At 67.8% G+C, this 20,023-nt stretch carries 15 protein-coding genes; 7 read left to right on the forward strand and 8 right to left on the reverse strand.

All coding sequences use genetic code 11. From position 1 onward, the window contains the following. The first annotated feature begins 348 nt into the window (after positions 1-348). Positions 349-969 carry a polyhydroxyalkanoate synthesis repressor PhaR gene (phaR, locus tag CMO28_RS21575; protein WP_062770227.1) on the forward strand — a complete coding sequence of 207 codons (621 nt, stop codon included), beginning with the start codon at positions 349-351 and terminating at the stop codon, positions 967-969. A gap of 137 nt (positions 970-1,106) precedes the next feature. Here the strand turns inward: phaR and CMO28_RS21580 are convergent, their stop codons facing one another. Both CMO28_RS21580 and CMO28_RS21585 read right to left on the reverse strand, forming a co-directional pair. Then, positions 1,107-1,838: a hypothetical protein gene (locus CMO28_RS21580; RefSeq protein ID WP_296716861.1), complete on the reverse strand. Its 732-nt coding sequence runs from the start codon at positions 1,836-1,838 to the stop codon at positions 1,107-1,109. A 145-nt stretch (positions 1,839-1,983) separates the two neighbouring features. Beyond that, a complete protein-coding gene (locus CMO28_RS21585) occupies positions 1,984-5,955 on the reverse strand; it encodes a PAS-domain containing protein (RefSeq protein WP_296716865.1) in 3,972 nt (1,323 codons plus the stop codon). Positions 5,956-6,209: 254 nt separating this feature from the next. Here CMO28_RS21585 and CMO28_RS21590 point away from each other — a divergent pair, with 254 nt between their 5' ends. The 6 genes from CMO28_RS21590 to CMO28_RS21615 all read left to right on the forward strand — a co-directional run bounded on the left by CMO28_RS21590 (position 6,210) and on the right by CMO28_RS21615 (position 12,380). Then, positions 6,210-6,407: a hypothetical protein gene (locus tag CMO28_RS21590; protein WP_062770236.1), complete on the forward strand. Its 198-nt coding sequence runs from the start codon at positions 6,210-6,212 to the stop codon at positions 6,405-6,407. A 314-nt stretch (positions 6,408-6,721) separates the two neighbouring features. Next, positions 6,722-7,711 carry an ABC transporter substrate-binding protein gene (locus CMO28_RS21595; protein WP_296716870.1) on the forward strand — a complete coding sequence of 330 codons (990 nt, stop codon included), beginning with the start codon at positions 6,722-6,724 and terminating at the stop codon, positions 7,709-7,711. A 409-nt stretch (positions 7,712-8,120) separates the two neighbouring features. Continuing rightward, positions 8,121-9,008 (forward strand): ABC transporter permease, encoded by an 888-nt coding sequence (locus tag CMO28_RS21600; protein ID WP_296716873.1) that lies wholly within the window; start codon positions 8,121-8,123, stop codon positions 9,006-9,008. 18 nt (positions 9,009-9,026) lie between these two features. Continuing rightward, positions 9,027-9,821: an ABC transporter ATP-binding protein gene (locus CMO28_RS21605; protein WP_062770242.1), complete on the forward strand. Its 795-nt coding sequence runs from the start codon at positions 9,027-9,029 to the stop codon at positions 9,819-9,821. 105 nt (positions 9,822-9,926) lie between these two features. Then, positions 9,927-10,520: an NUDIX hydrolase gene (locus CMO28_RS21610; protein WP_296716879.1), complete on the forward strand. Its 594-nt coding sequence runs from the start codon at positions 9,927-9,929 to the stop codon at positions 10,518-10,520. Between the two features lie 183 nt (positions 10,521-10,703). Continuing rightward, positions 10,704-12,380, forward strand: coding sequence for a hypothetical protein (locus CMO28_RS21615; protein ID WP_296716881.1), 1,677 nt, complete (start codon positions 10,704-10,706; stop codon positions 12,378-12,380). 12 nt (positions 12,381-12,392) lie between these two features. On the opposite strand, the gene CMO28_RS21620 is transcribed toward CMO28_RS21615, so the two are convergent. From CMO28_RS21620 to ahcY, 6 genes are all read right to left on the reverse strand, one after another. Then, entirely contained in the window at positions 12,393-13,019 is a 627-nt protein-coding gene (locus CMO28_RS21620; protein ID WP_296716885.1) for a septation protein A, read from the reverse strand. Between the two features lie 4 nt (positions 13,020-13,023). Beyond that, the gene (gene ftsY, locus CMO28_RS21625) at positions 13,024-13,968 is read right to left on the reverse strand and encodes a signal recognition particle-docking protein FtsY (RefSeq protein ID WP_062761774.1); all 945 of its coding nucleotides are present in this window, start codon (positions 13,966-13,968) and stop codon (positions 13,024-13,026) included. Continuing rightward, a complete protein-coding gene (mtaB, locus tag CMO28_RS21630) occupies positions 13,965-15,380 on the reverse strand; it encodes a tRNA (N(6)-L-threonylcarbamoyladenosine(37)-C(2))-methylthiotransferase MtaB (RefSeq protein ID WP_296716888.1) in 1,416 nt (471 codons plus the stop codon). Before mtaB ends, ftsY begins: the two co-directional genes overlap by 4 nt. 31 nt (positions 15,381-15,411) lie before the next feature. Further along, a complete protein-coding gene (gene dapF / locus CMO28_RS21635) occupies positions 15,412-16,284 on the reverse strand; it encodes a diaminopimelate epimerase (RefSeq protein WP_296716889.1) in 873 nt (290 codons plus the stop codon). Positions 16,285-16,361: 77 nt separating this feature from the next. Continuing rightward, complete coding sequence (locus tag CMO28_RS21640) at positions 16,362-18,440, reverse strand: PAS domain-containing sensor histidine kinase (protein WP_296716892.1); 2,079 nt, start codon at positions 18,438-18,440, stop codon at positions 16,362-16,364. Between the two features lie 139 nt (positions 18,441-18,579). Beyond that, complete coding sequence (ahcY, locus tag CMO28_RS21645; protein ID WP_062761770.1) at positions 18,580-19,875, reverse strand: adenosylhomocysteinase; 1,296 nt, start codon at positions 19,873-19,875, stop codon at positions 18,580-18,582. Positions 19,876-20,023: the final 148 nt, after the last annotated feature.

Genomic DNA, 20,023 nt, shown 5'->3' on the forward strand with positions numbered 1-20,023 from the left:
CACACGGTTCCATTCATCCCTCCCAAGCCAGCAACGTCGACAACGAGAGATTCAGACTTTTTCCGTCCTGTCACGCACAGTTTCACCCGATTGCCCTGGCACTGCGGGCCCCTCTTGTTGCGGTGCGGATCAACCCTGTGATTTAATCACCCATGCTGCGTCTCTTGTCGGTTTTGCCGTGCAGCAAGGCTCCGGTCGCCGATGCGCAGGGGGCGCCCATGGCGGATGCGGCGACATTGCCCGATACCCATACGGGCCGATAACGATGCGGGCCGATAACGATACGGGATGCATGAGGCGTGGGATCCGTGTCCCGCCGACATGGCCCGATGAATGCGCGGGGAGAGAATGACCGAGAAGTCTGAAGCGACCGCCGGGCGGACCGAAAAGGTAAAGGTCAAGATCAAAAAGTACGCCAATCGGCGGCTTTACAATACCGCGACCAGCAGCTACGTCACGCTCGATCATCTGTCGCAGATGGTGAAGGACGATATCGACTTCATCGTCAATGATGCGAAGACGGGGGAGGACATCACCCATCAGGTTCTGACCCAGATTATCGTCGAGGAAGAAGGCAAGGGGCGCAATCTGCTGCCGACCAGCTTCCTGCGTCAACTGATCTCCTTTTACGGCGACAGTCTGCAGGCCTTCGTGCCGCGCTATCTGGAAATGTCGATGGAGTCGCTTGCCCGGAATCAGGAGCAGGTGCGACGGACCTTCGGCAATCTGTTTCCCTTCCCCTCGATCGAGGAGATGAGCAAGCAGAACATGCAGATGATGGAGCAGGCCATGCGCATGTTCGCAGGTGGCCTGCGTATGCCCGAGGCGCCTCGCACCGAGGAGGCCGAGGAGCGGCCGGCGGCCCAGCCTGCGGCACCAGCGGCCGGCGAGGACATCCGGCAACTGGCCGACAGGCTGAACGATCTGCAGAAGCAGATCGAAGCCCTGACCCGTGATCGCGACAAATAGGCCGCCGGTCTTTTTCCGACACGGACCCGCTGCAATTGGGGCCACTGCAATGACTGCAACGCCGCCTCTCGGGTCAGCTCCGGGAGGCGGCGTTTATCGTGTCGGGGGGAGGGCGATGCCGGTGCGGTACCGGCGCCTCAATATCGGCCGAGACTGATCGTGGAGCGGGCGAGTACGTCGTCGCCGGCCATGGCGAGACGCACCCCCTGGGGCGGCAGGGGCGTACGCAGGGCGACGATCTCGGCGGAATAATGATTGCCGGTCCCGCCGGAACAGGGGCCGAGATAGGCGGTGCCGGGGGACAGCCGGCCGCGATGGGGCGCAAGCATCATGACGCCCTCGGGCAGAGCGGCCGTTTCCCCGGGGACGGAGGGGACCAGAACCCACCCCACGCCACCGTCTGCGGCAACTGCGATCGTGCCGTGGCCGCCATCCGTCGAGAGTGGACGGTAGCTGTCGTCATTAAAGGCGACGGCGACCATGCGGGTGCCTTCGGGCAGGCCCGCGACGATCAGTTCCGGCGATGCGCCGGCCGGACCATAGCGGCTGCAGCGGGCATGGACCGGAATGGAGACGCCGTCCCAGGACGGATCGGCAAAGCGAACGTTGAGTTTTTCCGGCGTGTCGGCCGATGGACCGTGGCCGACGCCCGCCAGCAGGCTGCCGGCGACCAGAAGACCGGCGGCGAAGGCACCGAAGGCGATCGCCAGAATGGGGAACGCCCACTTGTTGCCGCCATCGGGCAGATCGGCCTCTGCGGCCGTCCGCAGCGTGCCGCCGGACACGTCCCCGGCGACCGGGCCGGCGCCAGTGCCGGCCACGGCTCCGCTGGACGTGGCATCTGTGATACCATCGTCGATCTGGGCCATGGTTTGCCCCGTTCCCGTATGTGCCTGGTGGCGAGGGTCTTGAAGAGCGCCCCCGCTTCTGAATCATCCTACCAATACGCGCTATTGTTTCAAACAAATATTGCCTTATGCGTGCAATTGGAACAACCGCCAGGGTGATTTCCGATCAGGCGCCTTCTCCCCGTGCCTGATCGGGGGGCGTTGCGCCCTCGTCCTGTCCGTCGGGCCGTTCGGCACCTCCCGGCAGCCAGCGGCGCACGGCTGCAACCAGATCGTCGCGCCTGAAGGGTTTCGAGAGATGATCGTCCATGCCCGCGGCACGGCAGATCTCTGCTGCCTCTCGTCCGGCATTGGCGGTCAGGGCCAGGATCGGGGTGCGACCTCTCGGGCCCTCGATGGACCGGATGCGGCGGGTTGCCTCCAGCCCGCTCAGGCCCGGCATCTGGACGTCCATCAGGATCAGGTCGTAGTCGTGGGCCGTTGCGGCCTCGACCGCGGCATTGCCTTCACTCACGCTGTCGACCGTATAGCCGGCCCGCTGCAGGGCGCGGGCGGTCAGCATCTGGTTCATGGCGTTGTCCTCGGCAAGCAGGATGCGGATGGGTGTGCGGGGTGGTACCTCATCCGTGTCGGCGTGTCGGGGCATGGTCTCCGGTCCTGGATGTCGTCGGGTCGGGATCCTTGAAGGCTCGGGAGCCAGCAGGGAGTGGGCATTGGCCAGGCTTCGCGGGGAGGGCAGAACGGCCGGCAGCTCGAACCAGAAGCGGCTGCCCTCTCCGGCGACACTGTCGCAACCGATGCGCCCGCCCAGAAGATCGGTCAGGCGTCTGACGATCGCCAGACCAAGGCCGGTGCCGCGTGCCATGGCGGCGGCCTGATCGGCGCCGGCCTGGTAGTATTCTTCGAACAGCTGCCGGGTCTGCTCGGGCGGGATGCCGACACCGGTGTCGATCACCTCCATCCGCAGAACAGGCGGGCCGCCCGTCGTGGCCGGCACCAGATCGAGGCAGAGTGTGACCCGCCCGGCCTCGGTGAACTTCACGGCATTGCCGGTCAGGTTCACCAGAATCTGGCGCAGCCGCCTCTGGTCTCCCATCAGCCGAGGTGGCACCGAAGGCGCGGCCTCGACGACGATTTCCAGCCCCTTGCGGCGTGCCTGCGGGTCGTACATCGCCTTGACGTCGCGGGCGAGGGCGACGGGGTCGAACGGCTTGGGATCGATGGCGAGCTTGCCTGCCTCGATCCGGGACAGATCCAGCACGTCGTCGAGCAGGTCGAGCAGCAGTTCCGAGGCCCGGCGCATGATCTGGGCCAGGCCGGCCTGCTCCGGGTCGAGGTCGGTTTCGTCCAGAAAATGCAGGGCGTTCAGGATGGCGTTCAGCGGGTTACGGATCTCGTGGGACACCGTGGCCAGAAAGCGCGACCGCGCCTCTGCGGCGCCGAGGGCGCGTTCACGGGCGTCTTCCAGCGCATCCTGCATGCGACGCCGATCGGTGACATCGGTGTAGATGGTCAGGGTGCCGCCGTCGTCAACCGGAAGGCGAATCAGTTCCAGCCGGCGGCCATCGGGGCGGACATGTTCTACCGGTTGCCCAAGCAAGGCGGGGTCGCGCATCCGGGTGAGCCAGGCTTCCGCCAGTCGTTCCGGATCGCCGGGGCCGAATTCGCCGCGACGGGCGACGAAGCGGACCAGTTCGGTCATCGGATTGCCGGGGCGGGCGATGCCGCTCGGGATCTCCAGCAGTTCCTGGAAGCGCCGGTTGACCACCACGATGTCGAGCGTGCGGTCCACCAGCATCAGGCCCTGTTCCATCGCATCGATGGTCAGGCGCAGCACTTCGGTCTGGCGGGCCAGTTCGCGCTCGGCGGCGCGTCTGGTCGTGACGTCGGTGAAGGTCATCACCAGCCCGCCGCCGGGAAAGGGCGCGCTGGCCATTTCGAGCACCGTCCCGTCGGGCCGGCGGCGTTCCCAGCTTTGCGGCCAGGGCCTGCGCAATGCCGACAACCGGCGGGTGACTTCGGCGAAGGCCGGCCCGGTGCCGAATTCTCCGCGCCGGGCCATCAGGTGCATCAGCTGTTCGAAATCGGCCAGGGGTGGGCAGTCCTCGGCCATCAGGCCGTTCATCTCAAGGAAGCGCCGGTTGTGGAGCACAACACGGAACCCGGCATCAAGCAGGCACAGCCCCTGGCGCATGCTGTCCAGCGTGGTGGAGAGCAGGCGGGAATTCTCGGTGGCGGCCCGGTCGGCGGCCACCCGTTCGCCGACATCGCGCAGACTGGCGTGGAATTCGGCGGGCGTGCCGGTGCGCGGGTCGCGGATCATTCGGGCCCCGGCCTCGACCCAGACGGGGCGCCCGGTGGCGTGACGCATGCGCAGGGTCGCCCGATCGCGACCGTGCTCGACAAGCGCGGTCATGTGGGCGGCAAGCACGTCGGCATCCTCGGTCACGACCAGATCGGCCAGACGCCGGCCGATCAGACGGTCGGGCTCCAGCCCCAGAAGGGTCTGCGATGCCGGAGAGGCATAGAGGATGGTGCCTTCCGGATCCTGGCGCAGGATCAGGTCGCCGGCGTTTTCGGCCAGCAACCGGTAGCGCCATTCGCTGTCGCGCAGCGCCGCATCGATCTTGCGCGCCTCGGTGACGTCTTCATAGATCGCGACCGAGCCGCCGTCGGCCATGGGGTTGTGGGTGATGCGGATCACCCGCCCCTGGGCGGAGGTTTCGGTCAGCGTGGCGGTTTCGCGCATCCGGGCAAGGGCCAGCCGCTTCTCGATCCGCTCAGGGCGTGTCGTCTCCGCCACCTCGTAGAGCGCCTGCTCCGCAATTCTGGCAAGCGGTGTGCCCGGCTGTGTCAGGTCCTCGGGCACCCCCATCAGCCCGGCATAGCGCTGATTGCAGGCCACCAGCACCATATCCTGGTCGAAGATCGCAATCCCATGGCCAAGGGCCGCGAAGGCCCCGTCAAGCAGCCTGCCGCGATCTGCGGCTTCGGCGGTACGGGCGGCGACCTCCCCCTCAAGGTCGCGGGTATGGCGATCGAGAGCCGCGCGCATGCGCTCGATGCCGTCTGCCAGCTCGACGATCTCGCGCGCGCCGCCGACGGCGGGCACCGGCCGGATCGTGTCGCCTCCGCCCAGCTCCGCCACCGCGGCGTGCAGCCGGGCGATCGGAACCACGATGCGCCTGCGGATCAGAAGCAGCATGACGGAGAGCACGGCCGCCACGACCACGATCAGGACCAGATCGGCCACACGGGCTTCGGCCCAGGCCGCCCGGATGTCGACGAGCGACAGGCCGGCCGCCACGGCCAGCGGACGCCCGGGGACATCAGCAAGACCGTAGAGACGTGCCACACCGTCGTCGGGATCGACCAGGGCGCGATCCGCCGAGATGCGGGTCGGATCGCTCCAGGCACGGCCAAGACCCGCAGGATTGCGGGGGCTTGCAACGATACTCGCGGCGTTTCCGGCACCGTCGCCGCCGTCGGGGACGCTGCCGAGCTTGCGACCGTCGGTGTCCAGGAGCAGCAGGCGGCCACCCGGGCCCACATCCACCGAACGGTAGACCTGAATGAAATAGGCCGGGTCGACCGCCGCGGCCACCACGCCGAGAAACCTGTTGTCGATGGTCCGGATCGCCCGGGCGGCCGGAACATACCATTTGCCGGTCAGCACCCCTTCGACCGGCGGATCGATGATCAGCCCCTCGACACCGGCTGCGGCGCGGGCGAAATAGGTGTGATCGGTGGCCGTCAGCTGGGGGGCCGGCCAGTCATGGGTCACCTGCACGATCCGGCCGGCCGGATCGATCAGCCACAGCGCCCGGATCTGTGGCGTCTCGTCGGCGATCTGGCGCAGCCGGTCGAACCAGTGTTTGTCCTGACGATCAGGCAGCCGGTTCTCGTTGCGGATCTGATCGGCGATGCGGGCGACTTCGATGTCGACCGCATCCATGGCCCGGGCGGCATGCTCGGCCAGAAGCAGGGCCAGCCCGGTTGCGCGGCGGCCAGCCTCGGTCTTCGCCGCCTCGTAGGATCGCCAGGCCAGACCTGCCGCAACCACGGTCAGCAGCGCACCCAGGGCCAGGGCGGCGATGGTGAGCGATCGGGCAAGGGCGGCGGGTCGGTCCTGGCGCATGAACCCCCGGAAAGGTTGGGCTTGCAGGTGGGGACGTGGTCGGGCTGCGCGCAGAGGGCGCGCTGTCTTCAGGATCATCGCGCGCAGGGACGGCTTCCGTCAAACCGCATCCGATGAGCCATCGGACACCGGAGGCATCAGGGGTGCCGGAAGGCCTGTGCAAACAGGGGCTTGACCCGTGCGCGCTTCATCACGATATCTGTGTCGAGCACGGGTGATCGATGTCGCCCGTCCCGAGGTTACGGAGCACGGCCATGCAGATCCCACCCACCGCCGCTTTCCTGAACGCGCAGACCGTGGCGCCGACCCAGGTCGCAGGCTATGCCGACCCGCGCGGCACGCAGACCGTCGAGGCGGTGCCTGCCGCCGGCAAGGTGGAAAGCAATGCTGACCGGCAGCCTCCGCCGCCCCAGGCCAGCGGTCGCGGCAGCGTGCTCGACATCACCGTCTGAACGTCGTCCCGTCGAGATGTCCTTCTCACCGCCGGTTCCGCAGGGGCCGGCGGTGTTTTCGTGGCATGCATCCCTGTTTTCGTGTGGGTGACCATGCCGATGCCCGGTCTGCGTGCATCGGGCGCCGATGGATCGCCGGGTGCGCTTGACCCGCCGCACAGGCCATGGGCATCCTTGTGCCAGCGCGCATACGGCCGGTCAGCCGCCGTGGGAGACGGCGGTTGCCCCCGTGTCGGCCGCACGCGAAAAAGACGAGGGACCGCGGCGCGGGGACGCTGCCGCGCCACAACGACACCAGGGAAGGGCGTCTTTCCATGACCATGATCACCCGCCGCCGGACCACGCGGATCGCGGCATCGCTTGCCGGGCTCGCCATTGCGGGCCTCGCCGCCGGCACCAGCCTTGCGGCCGAGGAGAAGTCCGTGGCGATCACCCAGATCGTCGAGCATCCGGCGCTGGATGCCACCCGCCAGGGCGTGCAGGATGCGCTGAAGGCGGCCGGCTGGGAGGTCGGCAAGAATCTGACGTGGGACTATCAGAACGCGCAGGGCAATGTCGCGACCGCGGCCCAGATCGCCCGCAAGTTCGTAGGCGAGCAGCCGGATGCGATCGTCGCCATCGCGACGCCGTCGGCCCAGGCGGTCGCGGCGGCCACCCGCGACATTCCGATCGTGTTCTCGGCCGTGACCGATCCGGTCGGTGCCAAGCTGGTGAGCAGCATGGAGAAGCCGGGCGGCAACGTCACCGGCGTCTCGGACCTGTCGCCGATGGACGAACATCTGAAGCTGATCACCCGGATCACCCCCAACGTGAAGCGTTTGGGCGTGATCTACAATCCGGGTGAGGCGAATGCGGTGGCCCTGGTCGACCTGGTGGAGAAGACCGCCGGCCAGTTCGGCATGACGGTCGAGAAGGCCGCTTCGCCCAAGTCGAGCGACGTGCTCACCGCCGCCCGGTCGCTGGTCGGCAAGGTCGATGCGATCTATGTGCCGACCGACAACACCGTGGTCTCGGCGATCGAGAGCGTGGTGAAGGTCGGCCAGGATGCCGACATTCCGGTCTATGCAGGTGACACCAACTCGGTCGGCCGTGGCGCGATCGCGGCGGTCGGCTTCAACTACTACGACGTCGGCGTCCAGACCGGCGAGATGGTCGCCAGGATCCTGGCGGGCGCCAAGCCCGGCGACATTCCGGCCTCGACCGTCTCCAAGCTCGAGCTTTACCTGAATCCCGGCTCGGCCAAGGAGATGGGCGTCACCATCCCCGAGGCGGTGATCGCCGACGCCAAGGAAGTGGTGAAGTGATCTGACGGCCGGTTCGGGTCGCAGGCTGCAGGATGCCGCCCGGTCCGCCGGGCGGCATTTTTGCTGGAGCATCCGCATTGTCCCTGCCGGATCGGTCTTCGCGAAATAGTTTCATTCGTTCTACACTTCTGATATGGACTTGCGATCCGCTTGCGGCACGGGGGGTGATCCGCTACCACTGCCCCGTCACCCTGGCGGCACGACTGCCGAGCTGCCGGGGGAGACGGCGGCCGGCGGCATCAGAGGCCCGCGGCACGGCCGCAACGGGCCCTTCGGACCTGTGGGGATCACACGCGGCCCGGGCTTCGGAGACAGGCCCGGCGGACGCGGCAGACGGGAACGCAACCGACATGCTGCACGCATGCCTTCCGGCGCAGGGCTGCGCCGGGCGCCTCGGGGGAGGGGCGCGATGAGCCTGATCGCCTGGATGGGTGCGATCGAGACCGGCTTCGTCTACGCCCTGGTGGCGCTCGGGGTCTTTCTCTCCTTCCGCATCCTGGATTTTCCGGATCTGACCGTCGACGGCAGCTTCCCGCTGGGGGCCGCGGTCTCCGCCACTGCGATCGTCGGCGGCTGGGATCCCTTCCTGTCGACGGCCCTTGCCTTCGTCGCGGGCTGCATCGCGGGCAGCATCACGGCCTGGCTGAACGTCCGGCTCAAGATCCTGAACCTGCTCGCCTCGATCCTGATGATGATCGCGCTCTATTCGATCAATCTCCGGATCATGGGCCGGCCCAATGTGGCGCTGCTGGGCGAGCGGACCGTGCTGACCCCGTTCGAGGGGCTGGGTCTGCCGTTCTATCTGCTCACCCCCCTGGTTTTCGCCGTGGTGGTGATCGCGGCGATGATCCTGCTGATCCGTTTCCTGAACAGCGAGATGGGGCTCGCCATGCGGGCGACCGGCGCCAATGCGCGCATGGCCCGCGCCCAGGGCATCAACACCGCCGCGATGACGTTGCTCGGCATGGCCCTGTCCAACGGCCTGGTCGCCATCGGCGGCGCGCTCTTCGCCCAGTCCCAGGGCAGTGCCGACGTCACCATGGGTGTCGGCACCATCGTGGTGGGCCTGGCCTCGGTGATCGGCGGCGAGGCGGTGATGTCGACCCGCACCATCGCCCGGGCGATCATCGCCTGCCTGGTCGGCGCCATTCTCTATCGCGTTGCGGTGGCACTGGCGTTGAATGCCGGCTTCCTGGGCCTTACCGCCTCGGACCTCAACCTGGTGACCGCCGTGCTGGTCGCCGCCGCCATGGTGCTGCCGCGGGTGCTGGCCCAGCGGCGGCGCAAGGCCGCCTGAGCCGGGAGGGATGATCCGATGATCGAAGCCAAGGGCCTTCAGGTCACCTTCAATCCGGGCACGCCGCTCGAGACGCGGGCGCTGCGCGGGCTCGACCTCACCATCGGCGAGGGCGAATTCGTCTGTGTGATCGGCTCCAACGGTGCCGGCAAGTCGACTTTCCTGAATGCGCTGTCGGGCGAAATCGGGGTGGATGAGGGCCGGATCGTGATCGACGGCACCGACGTCACCCGCTGGCCGGCACGGCGTCGCGCCGGGCTGATGGCACGGGTGTTTCAGGATCCGATGGCCGGCACCTGCGAGAAGCTGTCGATCGAAGAGAACATGGCGCTCGCCTTCTCCCGCGGGGCCAATCGCGGGCTGGGGGCCGCCGTGCGCGCCGATCGCCGCGACCGCTTTCGTGCCGCGTTGAAGCGGCTCGACCTCGGCCTCGACAAGCGGCTGGGGGATCGCATGGGGCTGCTCTCGGGCGGTCAGCGTCAGGCCGTCAGCCTGCTGATGGCCACGCTTCAGCCGATGAAGATCCTGCTGCTGGACGAACACACCGCGGCGCTGGATCCGCGCACCGCGGATTTCGTGCTGCAGCTGACCCGCGATATCGTCGACGAAGGCCGGCTGACCACGCTGATGGTCACCCACAGCATGAAGCAGGCGCTGGATTTCGGCACCCGCACGGTGATGCTGCATGAGGGCCGGGTGGTGTTCGACGTCTCGGGGGAGCAGCGCAAGGGCCTTCAGGTCGAAGATCTGCTGGCCATGTTCAAGCGCGTGCGCGGCGAGGAACTGTCCGACGACGCACTGCTGCTCGGCTGATCGGCGGTCATATGATGATCGGCGGCGGGGCTTGCCCGGCCCCGCCCGGGCTGTCACTCTGATCGGACCCGATCGCACCCGCCATCCGCCCGGAGGTTCCCGGCCTTGGACTATTGCTCGTCCTGCGGCGGCCGCGTCACCCTGCGCATCCCCCAGGGCGACAGCCGGCCGCGCCACGTCTGCACCCAATGCGGCATGATCCACTACCAGAACCCCAATATGGTAGTGGGGGCGGTCTGTGTGTGGGAAGACCGCATCCTGCTCGCCCGGCGGGCGATCGCCCCCCGCGAAGGCTTCTGGACGATCCCGGCCGGGTTCCTCGAGAACGGCGAAAGCACGGCCGACGGCGCACTGCGCGAGGTGTTCGAGGAAGCCGGCGCCCGCGCCGCGATCGAGCGTCTGCTTGCGGTCTACGACATCCCCGAAATCCATCAGGTCCAGATCTTCTACCTGGCCCGGATGACGCGGGCCGAAATTTCGGCCGGCATCGAAAGCCTTGAGGTCGGCCTGTTCACCTGGGACGAGATCCCCTGGGGCGAGCTCGCCTTCCCCACGGTCAAGGCGATCCTGAAGGACTGGCAACGCCTGCATCAGGGCGATGCCGTTTCCCGCCGGGATTTCTGGCGTCCCAGACCGCCGGAACCCGAGCGGAAACCCGAGCTTGTGCCCGAGACGGAGTCACCGCCGGCGCAGGCCTGACCTCGCCCGACCTCCGGCGAGCCAACGCCGCTTCCGACATTGTCTGAAGCGAACGTCATATCAAATCGGGGGGCGGTACGCCCTCGGCTCTGGCAGGTGAGACAAATCCCGCGCATGATCCATATCGGAGAAGCGTCCGGCCAAGACCGGATGCCCCGGATCATCCGCAGAGGAAACGTCCCAATGTCTCTCAGCTTCAAGCGGTGGCTCGCCGCCGGGGTGGCCGCGGCCGCGCTGGTGCCGGGCCTGGCGGCAGCGCAGAGCGCGCCGGTCGCCGAATGGCAGCTCGACACCATCATTCAGCCCTCGCCGTTCCGCGGCGTGCACGGTCTGGCGGTCGCCCCCGACGGCGAAGTGCTCGGCGGCAGCGTGGTCGGCCAGCAGATCATCGGCGTCGACCCGGTCAGCGGCAAGGCCCGGGTGATCGTCGACCGGCCCGCCGGCCAGGCCGACGATCTGGTGATCGCGCCCGATGGCCGCATCGTCTGGACGGCTTTCCTGTCCGGCGAGGTCCGGGCCATCTCAGGCGATGCGCTTCAGGGCAAGGCGGCACCGGTGCAGGTGCTGGCGACAGGCCTTCCCGGCATCAACTCACTCGATTTCGATGACGGCGGGAGGCTCTATGCGACCCGGGTTTTCCTGGGCGATGCGCTTTACGAGATCGACCCGACCGGGGCGACGCCGGCGAAGCAGCTTCTGGAAGGCATGGGCGGGCTCAACGGCTTCGAGATCCGCGGTCGCACGCTCACCGGCCCGCTCTGGTTCAAGGGCAAGCTTGCCCGGGTGAACCTGGACGATCCGAAGGTCGAGACCTTTGCCGAAGGCTTCAAGGTGCCGGCTGCGGCCAATCTGGAAGCCGACGGCAAGGTGGTGGCACTCGATACCGTCACGGGCGAGGTGAAGCGCGTCGACCCGACGACCGGCGCAGCCACCGTGATCACGAAGCTCAATCCGGCGCTCGACAACCTCGCCATCGGCGAGGACGGCACGATCTATGTCTCGAACATGGCGGAGGGGGCGATCTTCCAGGTCGACCCCAAGACCGGCGGGACGCATACCATCATCAAGGGCGATCTGGCGGTGCCGGGCGGTCTGGTGGCGGTTCCCAAGGCCGGCGGCGGCTCGACACTGCACCTGGCCGATCTCTTCGCCTATCGCACCATCGACGGGGCGACGGGCAAGGTGACCGACGTCGCGCGGGCCTATGCGAGCAATCTCGAAAATCCGATGAACGCCAATTACGACGGTGGCCGGATCCTGCTGACCAGCTGGTTTGCGGGCGGGGTGCAGATGTTCGATCCCGCGACCGGTACCGAGCTTGGTCATGTCAACAAGCTGGCCGCGCCCATGGATGCGCTGATGGCGGATGACGGCCATCTGCTGGTCCTGACCGCAGGCGGCACCATCCATAAGGCGGCGCTGGACGGCAGTGCGGCGCCGGCCGATCAGAAGCCGGTTGTGGAGCATCTGGTCATGCCGACCCGGATGATCTGGTCGGGGCCCGATCACAGATCGGTCTATGTGGCCGAAACCGGTGCCGGCCGGATCGTCGAAGTCCCGGTCGACGGTCAGGCGCTTCGGGTCGTCGTGGGCGATCTGAAGGCCCCCGAGGGCCTTGCCCGCCTGCCCGATGGCCGGCTGGTGACGGTGGAAACCGGCACGGGGCAGGTGCTGGCCTTCGATCCCGAAACGGCGAAGGGCGAACTGATCTCGACCGGCCTCAAGGGCCGGGTCGGGCTGGAAGGGACCGCCGGCATGCCGCCGGCCTATATCCCGACCGGGATCGCGGTGGATGATGCCGGCCGCATCTGGGTGGCTGGCGACCGCGACGGCAGCCTGGTGCGCCTCAGCCCGCGCTGAACGGCATGAAACTCACCCCTGGTCGCCGGTGTCGCCACCGGTGGCCAGGGTGTGACGCTGGATCAGCGGCACCTGCGAGATGCTGAACAGCAGCGTCAGCGGCATGATGCCGAACAGCTTGAAGCCGACCCAGAAATCGGTGGAGAAATTCCGCCAGACCACCTCGTTGATCACCGCCAGCAGCAGGAAGAACAGGCCCCAGTTGCGGGTGATCTTCAGCCAGCCCTGATGGTCCAGAAGGAAGGCCCAGCCGACCAGCGGCTTGAGCAGCGGCCGCCCCAGGGCCAGCCCGCCCAGCAGGATGACGCCGAACAGCGTGTTGACCACGGTCGGCTTGATCTTGATGAACAGCTCGTCGTCGAAGATCAGCGCCAGCCCACCGAAGCCCAGCACGAACACGCCCGAGACCAGCGGCAGGATCGGCACCCGACGCTCGCGCACCCACGAGATGCTGAGTGCGATGGCGGTGGCGGCCATCCAGCCGGCGGTGCCTGTCATCAGGCCGAACTTCGCGTTCAGCACGAAGAACACCACCAGCGGCCCGGCCTCAAGCGCCAGACGCATCAAGCCGGTGCCGGCATCGGCCGGGCGTTGCTCCGTGGGACGGGCTTCGACACCGTCGTTCGGCTTGTCGGTCATCGGATCAGCTCTCCAGCCCGACCAGGGCGCGGGCGAAGGCTCGGGCCTCGAAGGGCTTCAGGTCGTCGATGCCTTCGCCGACGCCCACCGCATGGACCGGCAGGCCGAAGCGGTCGGCCAGCGCCACCAGCACGCCCCCCTTGGCGGTTCCGTCCAGCTTGGTCAGCACCAGGCCGGTCAGGGGCACCATCGACTTGAAGGTTTCCACCTGATTGATCGCGTTCTGGCCGGTGGTCGCATCCAGCGCCAGCACGATCTCGTGCGGTGCCTCGGGGTCGACCTTGCCGATCACGCGGACGATCTTCTGCAGCTCGGCCATCAGCCCGGCCTTGTTGTGCAGCCGGCCGGCGGTGTCGATGAACACCAGATCCATGCCGTCGCGGCGGCCGCGCTCCACCGCGTCGAAGGCGAGGCCCGCCGCATCTGCACCGGTTTCGCGCTTCAGCACCGGCACGCCGGCGCGCTGACCCCAGACTTCCAGCTGTTCCACGGCAGCCGCACGGAAGGTGTCGCCGGCGGCAAGCAGCACCCTGCGGCGCTGGGCAACGGCGGCGGATGAGAGCTTGCCGAGCGTGGTGGTCTTGCCCGTGCCGTTGACACCCACCATGACCACGACCCGCGGGCCGGAGCCGGCCGGGGCGAAGTTCAGCGGCTGCGCCACCGGCTCCAGGATCTTGGCGATCTCATCCGCCAGCAGAGCCTTGATCTCGTCCAGCCCCAGATCCTGGCCATAGCGGCCCTTGGCGAGGCCGGCGGTGACCTTCGCCGCCGTCGCCGGGCCCAGATCGGCCTGGATCAGCAGCTCTTCCAGCTCTTCCAGCGTCTCGGCGTCGAGCTTGCGCTTGGTGAAGATGCCGACCAGACCGTCGCCGATGCGGCTGCTGGTCTTTTTCAGCCCGGCCCGAAGACGGGACAGCCAGCCGCCTTTGCTCGTCTGCTCCTCGCTCAAGCGGTCGCCCTCCCTGCGGCGTCGAAATGGGTGTGGTCATGGGGGCGGCTGTGCTCGGCCGCATGATGCGGCAGGATCACGCCCGCCAGGGTTTCGTCGTCGGCTGCTGTGATCCGGGCGGTCACGATCCCGCCGACCAGCGCCGGATCGACCGGTGTCGCCAGACGCACGAGGGCGAAACCTTCGCTGCGGCCGGTATCCGCGGTCTCGAGCAGGACCGGCAGCTCGGTGCCGATCTGGGTCTTGAGCCAGCCGCGAAGCCCGGCCGCGCCGGCCTCGCGCAGGGCCCGTGCCCGTTCGCGCCGCACGGCCACCGGCACCTGGGGCATGCGCGCGGCCGGGGTGCCGGTGCGGGCGGAATAGGGGAAGACGTGCAGATGCACCAGCCCCATCTCCTCCACCAGCTTCAGGCTGTTGGCGAACATCTCGTCGGTTTCGGTCGGGAAGCCGGCGATCAGGTCGGCGCCGAAGACGACATCGGGCCGGATGCGCCGCACGGCCTCGGCGAAGGCGATCGCCTGGGCCCGATTGTGCCGGCGCTTCATCCGCTTCAGCACCATGTCGTCGCCGGCCTGGAGCGAGAGATGCAGATGTGGCATCAGCCGTGGCTCTTCCGCCAGCGCCTGCATCAGATCGGGGTCGATCTCGGCCGAATCGATCGAGGACAGCCGGAGCCGGGGCAGATCGGGCACCAGCTTCAGCACCCGGCGCACCAGATTGCCCAGGCTTGGGCGGCCGGGCAGATCGGCGCCGTAAGAGGTGATGTCCACCCCGGTCAGGACGACCTCGGCATAGCCGCGGGCCGCCAGTTCGCGCACCTGGGCCACCACCTCGCCCAGGGGCACCGAGCGGCTGTTGCCGCGGCCATAGGGGATGATGCAGAAGGTGCAGCGGTGGTCGCAGCCGTTCTGGACCTGCACGAAGGCCCGGGCACGGCCGTCCAGCCCCTCGACCAGATGGCCGGCGGTTTCGCGCACCGCCATGATGTCGTCGACGAAGATCCGGGCGGGTTCGGTCGCGCCCACGAAATCCGGACCCGCCGCCGCCGGAGCTGACGGGGCGAGGCGATTGGGCGTCGTGGCGAGGGCGGCGGCGAAGCGGTCGGCCTTCAGCTTGTCCTCGTTGCCGAGGACGGCGTCGACTTCCGGCATATCCGCCCAGGCTTCGGGCCGGATCTGGGCCGCGCAGCCGGTGACGACGATGCGGGCCTCGGGATCCTCGCGACGGGCCCGGCGGATCGCCTGGCGGGCCTGACGCTCCGCCTCTGCCGTGACCGCGCAGGTGTTGAACACGATCGTCCGCCCGTCCGACGCCCCGTCACGGGCATGGCCGCGCATCACCTCGCTCTCATAGGCATTGAGGCGACAGCCGAAGGTGATGATCCGCAGGGGATCGTCAGTCTGGTCGGACATGAGGGCGGAAAACCGGATGAGGAAGCGAAGGTCAGGCGAGCAGGGACGGGTGGAGCGTCCCCTCGAAACTGGTCGCGACCGGGCCCGACATCAAGACGCGATCGTCTTCGGTCCAGGTGATGACCAGCGGGCCGCCGTCGAGCAAGATCTCGACCGTACGGCCCGTGAGGCCGCGGCGGATGGCCGCAACGGCCGTGGCGCAGGCGCCGGTGCCGCAGGCGGCGGTGATGCCGGCACCGCGTTCCCAGACCCGCATGCGCAGCCTGTCGGGGCCCAGAAGATGGGCGACTTCGACATTGGTGCGCTCAGGGAAGGCGGGGTGACGCTCGATCATCGGGCCCCAGCGGGTGAGATCGATCGCCTCGGCATTGTCGACGAAGAAGACCGCATGCGGGTTGCCGACATTGACCGCCACCGGCAGCTTCAGCGGCCCGACTTCCACAGCCTCCACAGCCAGCGTGTCGGCGGGGGCAGCCAGCGGAATCTGTCGCCAGTCGAGCCGGGCGGGGCCCATGTCGACGGTGACCGTGCCGGCTTCGTGCTGCTCTGCATCGCGGCTTGCCCGGAGCAGGCCCGAGATCGTGGCGATGGTCGCGCGGCCGAGCCCGCTTTCGTCCATCAGCAGGGCGCCGACACAGCGGGTGGCGTTGCCGCAGGCACCGACCTCGCCACCATCGGCATTGTGGATGCGCATCACCGCATCGGCACCGCCGGCGGCGATCGGGTCGTCATCGGTCGGATCGATCAGAATGAACTGGTCACAGCCGACGCCGTGCCGCCGGTCCGAGATCCGGCGGATGGTTGCGTCGTCGAGGACGAGGCCCCGGGCCGGGCCGCTCCGTCGGTCGATGACGACGAAGTCGTTGCCGAGCCCGTGCATCTTGAGGAACGGGATCCTGATCATAGCTCCGATCTTATAGGCTTCGGCCCGGCCGCCGTCCAATCAATTCGCGGCCGTCAGGGCAGGGTTGCAGACGGCGATCATGCCGGAATTTCAGTCTGTTGACCGGTCGAAGGCATGGCTGCCGGCGGTGCCTGCACCGGCAGAAAGCAGGTGATCCGCGCGCCGCCGCCAGGGGCATCGTCGATCCGGATCCGGCCACCATGCAGTTCGATCAGGCTGCGGGCAAGCGGCAGGCCGAGGCCCACCCCGGCCTTGCGTTCGCCGCGGCGCCGGCGCCAGAAGCGCTCGAAGACCTGTTCGCGCTCGTCCTCGGGGATGCCGGGGCCCTGGTCCGAGATGGTGATCGCCACCACAGACGGAAGACCTGCTGCCGGATCTGCGGGCCGGGCCTCGGCTGCCATGAGGACGCGGGTGTCGACAGGGGTGAAGCGCAGCGCATTGCCGAGCAGGTTGTAGAGGGCCTGACGCAGGCGCAGGCCGTCGGCATCGATCGTGCCGCATTCGGGCGGACAGTCCAGATCGATCGACACCGAGGCGGCCTTGGCGCGCTGGCGGGCGAGATCCGCCACCGACCGCAAAAGCTGGCAGACATCCACCGGACGACGGTTGAGGGTGACGTCACCCGCATCGATGGAGGCAAGGTCGATCATGTCGTTGATCAGCACCAGCAGATGTTCCGAGGCATGCACGATATCTTCGGCATAGCCGCGCTGGCGCAGGTTCAGCGGCCCGGCCATTTCGCTGGCCAGAAGCTGGGCGAAGCCGATCACCGAATTCAGCGGGGTGCGCAACTCGTAGGAGACATGGGCCACGAATTCAGATTTGAGGCGATCGGCTTCGGCAAGGGCCGCGGCCTTGTCACGCAGGGCACGTTCCACCCGGATGGTATCGGTGACATCGGCGAGCGACACCAGGGCGGCGCCGTCCGGAAGCGGGGTGGCGGCGATGGAGAAGAAGCGGTCGCCGGCGAGTTCAAGCGTCATCTCGCCCCGGCGGCGTTCGACCAGGGCCTCGTCCACCACCTGCCGGACCAGCTCCAGATCGTCGGCGCGGGTGGCGAGTGGTCGGGCGGCATCCAGCAGCTGGCCGAGCGGTGTTTCGATCGAGACCTGATCGGGCCGGGCCTCCAGCAATCGGGCGAAGGTCTGGTTGGCGAGGCCGAGCCGGCCATCGGAGCGGAACACCGCCAGTCCCTCGGCCAGGGCATCGATGGTCGCGCGCTGCACGGCGATCAGGGTGTTGTAGGACCGCTCCAGCGCCAGCCGGTCGCTGACATCCTCGTAGATGTGGACCAGCCCGCCCTGGCGGTGGGGGGCGATGATGACGTGGAGCGTGCGGCCGTCGGGCAGATGGACCAGTTCCTCCATCGGCGCGAACAGACTGGTATAGAGCGCCAGCCGGTCGCGCTTCCAGGCCGGGAAGTTCACCACCTCGGGCAGGCGCCGGCTTTCGCGCAGGCGTTCAAGCAGCTCGCCTTCCCGCGGGCGCTGGTCCAGAAAGGCGGCATCCAGATGCCACAGCCGGGCGAAGGCCCCGTTCCAGAAGGTCAGGCGCATATCGGCGCCGAAGACCGCAATGCCGCTGGTGACGCTTTCGAAGGCTTCGATATAGCCGGCTTCCACCCGCTCCATCGCCGCTTCCGCTTCGGCGAGCGCCGTGGCGTCGAGAGCGAGACCCACGGCAGGTCGGTCGGTTCCGGGCGGAATCTCCAGGATCTCGTATACCCGGCGTACGCCGTCGGTCACCACGGCGCGGCGTTCGCGCATCGGCAGGCCGCGATCGCGGGCGGTGCGGGCAAGAGCCCGGGCCTGGGCGATCAGGGCGCGGTTGGCGAATTCCGGCCGTTCATGCCCGTCATCGCCCAGCTGAAAAGCATCGAAGGCGGCGTTGTGGCCATCGATCGCGCCGCTGATGTCGCGCCACCAGACCGGCAAAGGCAGGGCATCGAGCAGGGCCGTAGCGGCATCCGCCCGGGCCGAGGCGGTCTCGGCGGCGACGGCAGCCGCTTCATGGGCGCGGCGTTCGGCCGCGAGTTCACGCTCGGCCGATTGCAGGCGATCGGCAACGGCACGCCCACGCGCACGCAGCCTGACTGCGTACACGGCAAGGCCCGCCGAAAGGGCCGTCATGACTGCGGCGACGACGATCGGATCCATGGCCCGAGTTTAGCAGTCATGGCCGGGGCCGCAATCACGACACCACACGGATCGTGCCATTGGCCCTGAACGCGACGCCGCCGCCGGGCGGACCCGGCGGCGGCGCAACGATGGTGCGATCCCAAGAGGCGGGCGTCGCTCAGTAGCGGTAGTATTCCGGCTTGAACGGGCCTTCCGCCGGCACGCCGATATACTGCGCCTGCTTGTCGCTGAGCCTGGTCAGCTTCACGCCCAGCTTGTCGAGATGCAGCGCCGCCACCTTCTCGTCCAGATGCTTGGGCAGGGTGTAGACCTTGCGCTCATAGGCCTGGGCGTTGTTCCAGAGCTCGATCTGCGCCAGGACCTGGTTGGTGAACGACGCGCTCATCACGAAGCTCGGATGGCCCGTGGCGCAGCCCAGGTTCACCAGACGGCCCTTGGCGAGCAGGATCAGGCGCTTGCCGCCGGGCAGCGTGATCTCGTCGACCTGCGGCTTGATCTCGTTCCACTCGTAATTGTGCAGGGCCGAGACCTGAATCTCGCTGTCGAAGTGGCCGATATTGCAGACGATCGCCCGGTCCTTCATCTCACGCATATGGTCGAGCGTGATGATGTCGACATTGCCGGTGGCGGTGACGAAGATGTCGCCCTGCGGCGCCGCCTCGTCCATGGTCGTGACCTGATAGCCGTCCATGGCGGCCTGCAGGGCGCAGATCGGGTCGATCTCGGTGACCAGCACCCGGGCGCCCTGGCCGCGCAGCGCCTCGGCCGAGCCCTTGCCGACATCGCCATAGCCCGCAACCACGGCCACCTTGCCGGCCAGCATCACGTCGGTCGCGCGCTTGATGCCGTCGATCAGGCTTTCGCGGCAGCCATAGAGGTTGTCGAACTTCGACTTGGTGACGCTGTCGTTCACATTGATCGCCGGGCAGGCCAGCTTGCCGGTCTTGGCCATCTCGTAGAGGCGCAGCACGCCGGTCGTGGTCTCTTCCGAGATGCCGCGGACCTCGTTCATCAGCTCCGGATACTTCTGGTGCATGATGAGGGTCAGGTCGCCGCCATCGTCCAGGATCATGTTCGGGGTCCAGCCATCGGGCCCCTTGATGGTCTGCTCGACGCACCACTCGTATTCCTCTTCGGTCTCACCCTTCCAGGCGAAGACCGGGATGCCGGCGGCGGCGATGCCGGCTGCTGCCTGATCCTGGGTCGAGAAGATGTTGCACGACGACCAGCGGACCTCGGCGCCCAGCGCGGTCAGGGTCTCGATCAGCACGGCGGTCTGAATGGTCATGTGCAGGCAGCCGGCGATCCGCGCACCCGCCAGCGGCTTCGACGCGCCATATTCATCGCGCAGCGCCATCAGCCCCGGCATTTCGGTCTCGGCCAGCGAGATCTCCTTGCGGCCCCACTCGGCGAGGGCGATGTCCTTGACCTTGTAGTCCGTGAACGTGGTCATCGAGGGCGCTCCTGATGGGCATAGCGGCTTTGCCGGGAAACCGGCAGACGTCTCTCCCACTGGTTATAGCCCTGGCCGGCCTGATCGGGCAAGGGAATATAAAGCTATCTTTATATGGTAATATGCCGCCGCATGCGGGCCGGGCCAT

Origin of the sequence: Tistrella sp., assembly GCF_002684955.1 — a bacterium.
In the GTDB taxonomy this organism is placed as follows: Bacteria; Pseudomonadota; Alphaproteobacteria; order Tistrellales; family Tistrellaceae; genus Tistrella; species Tistrella mobilis.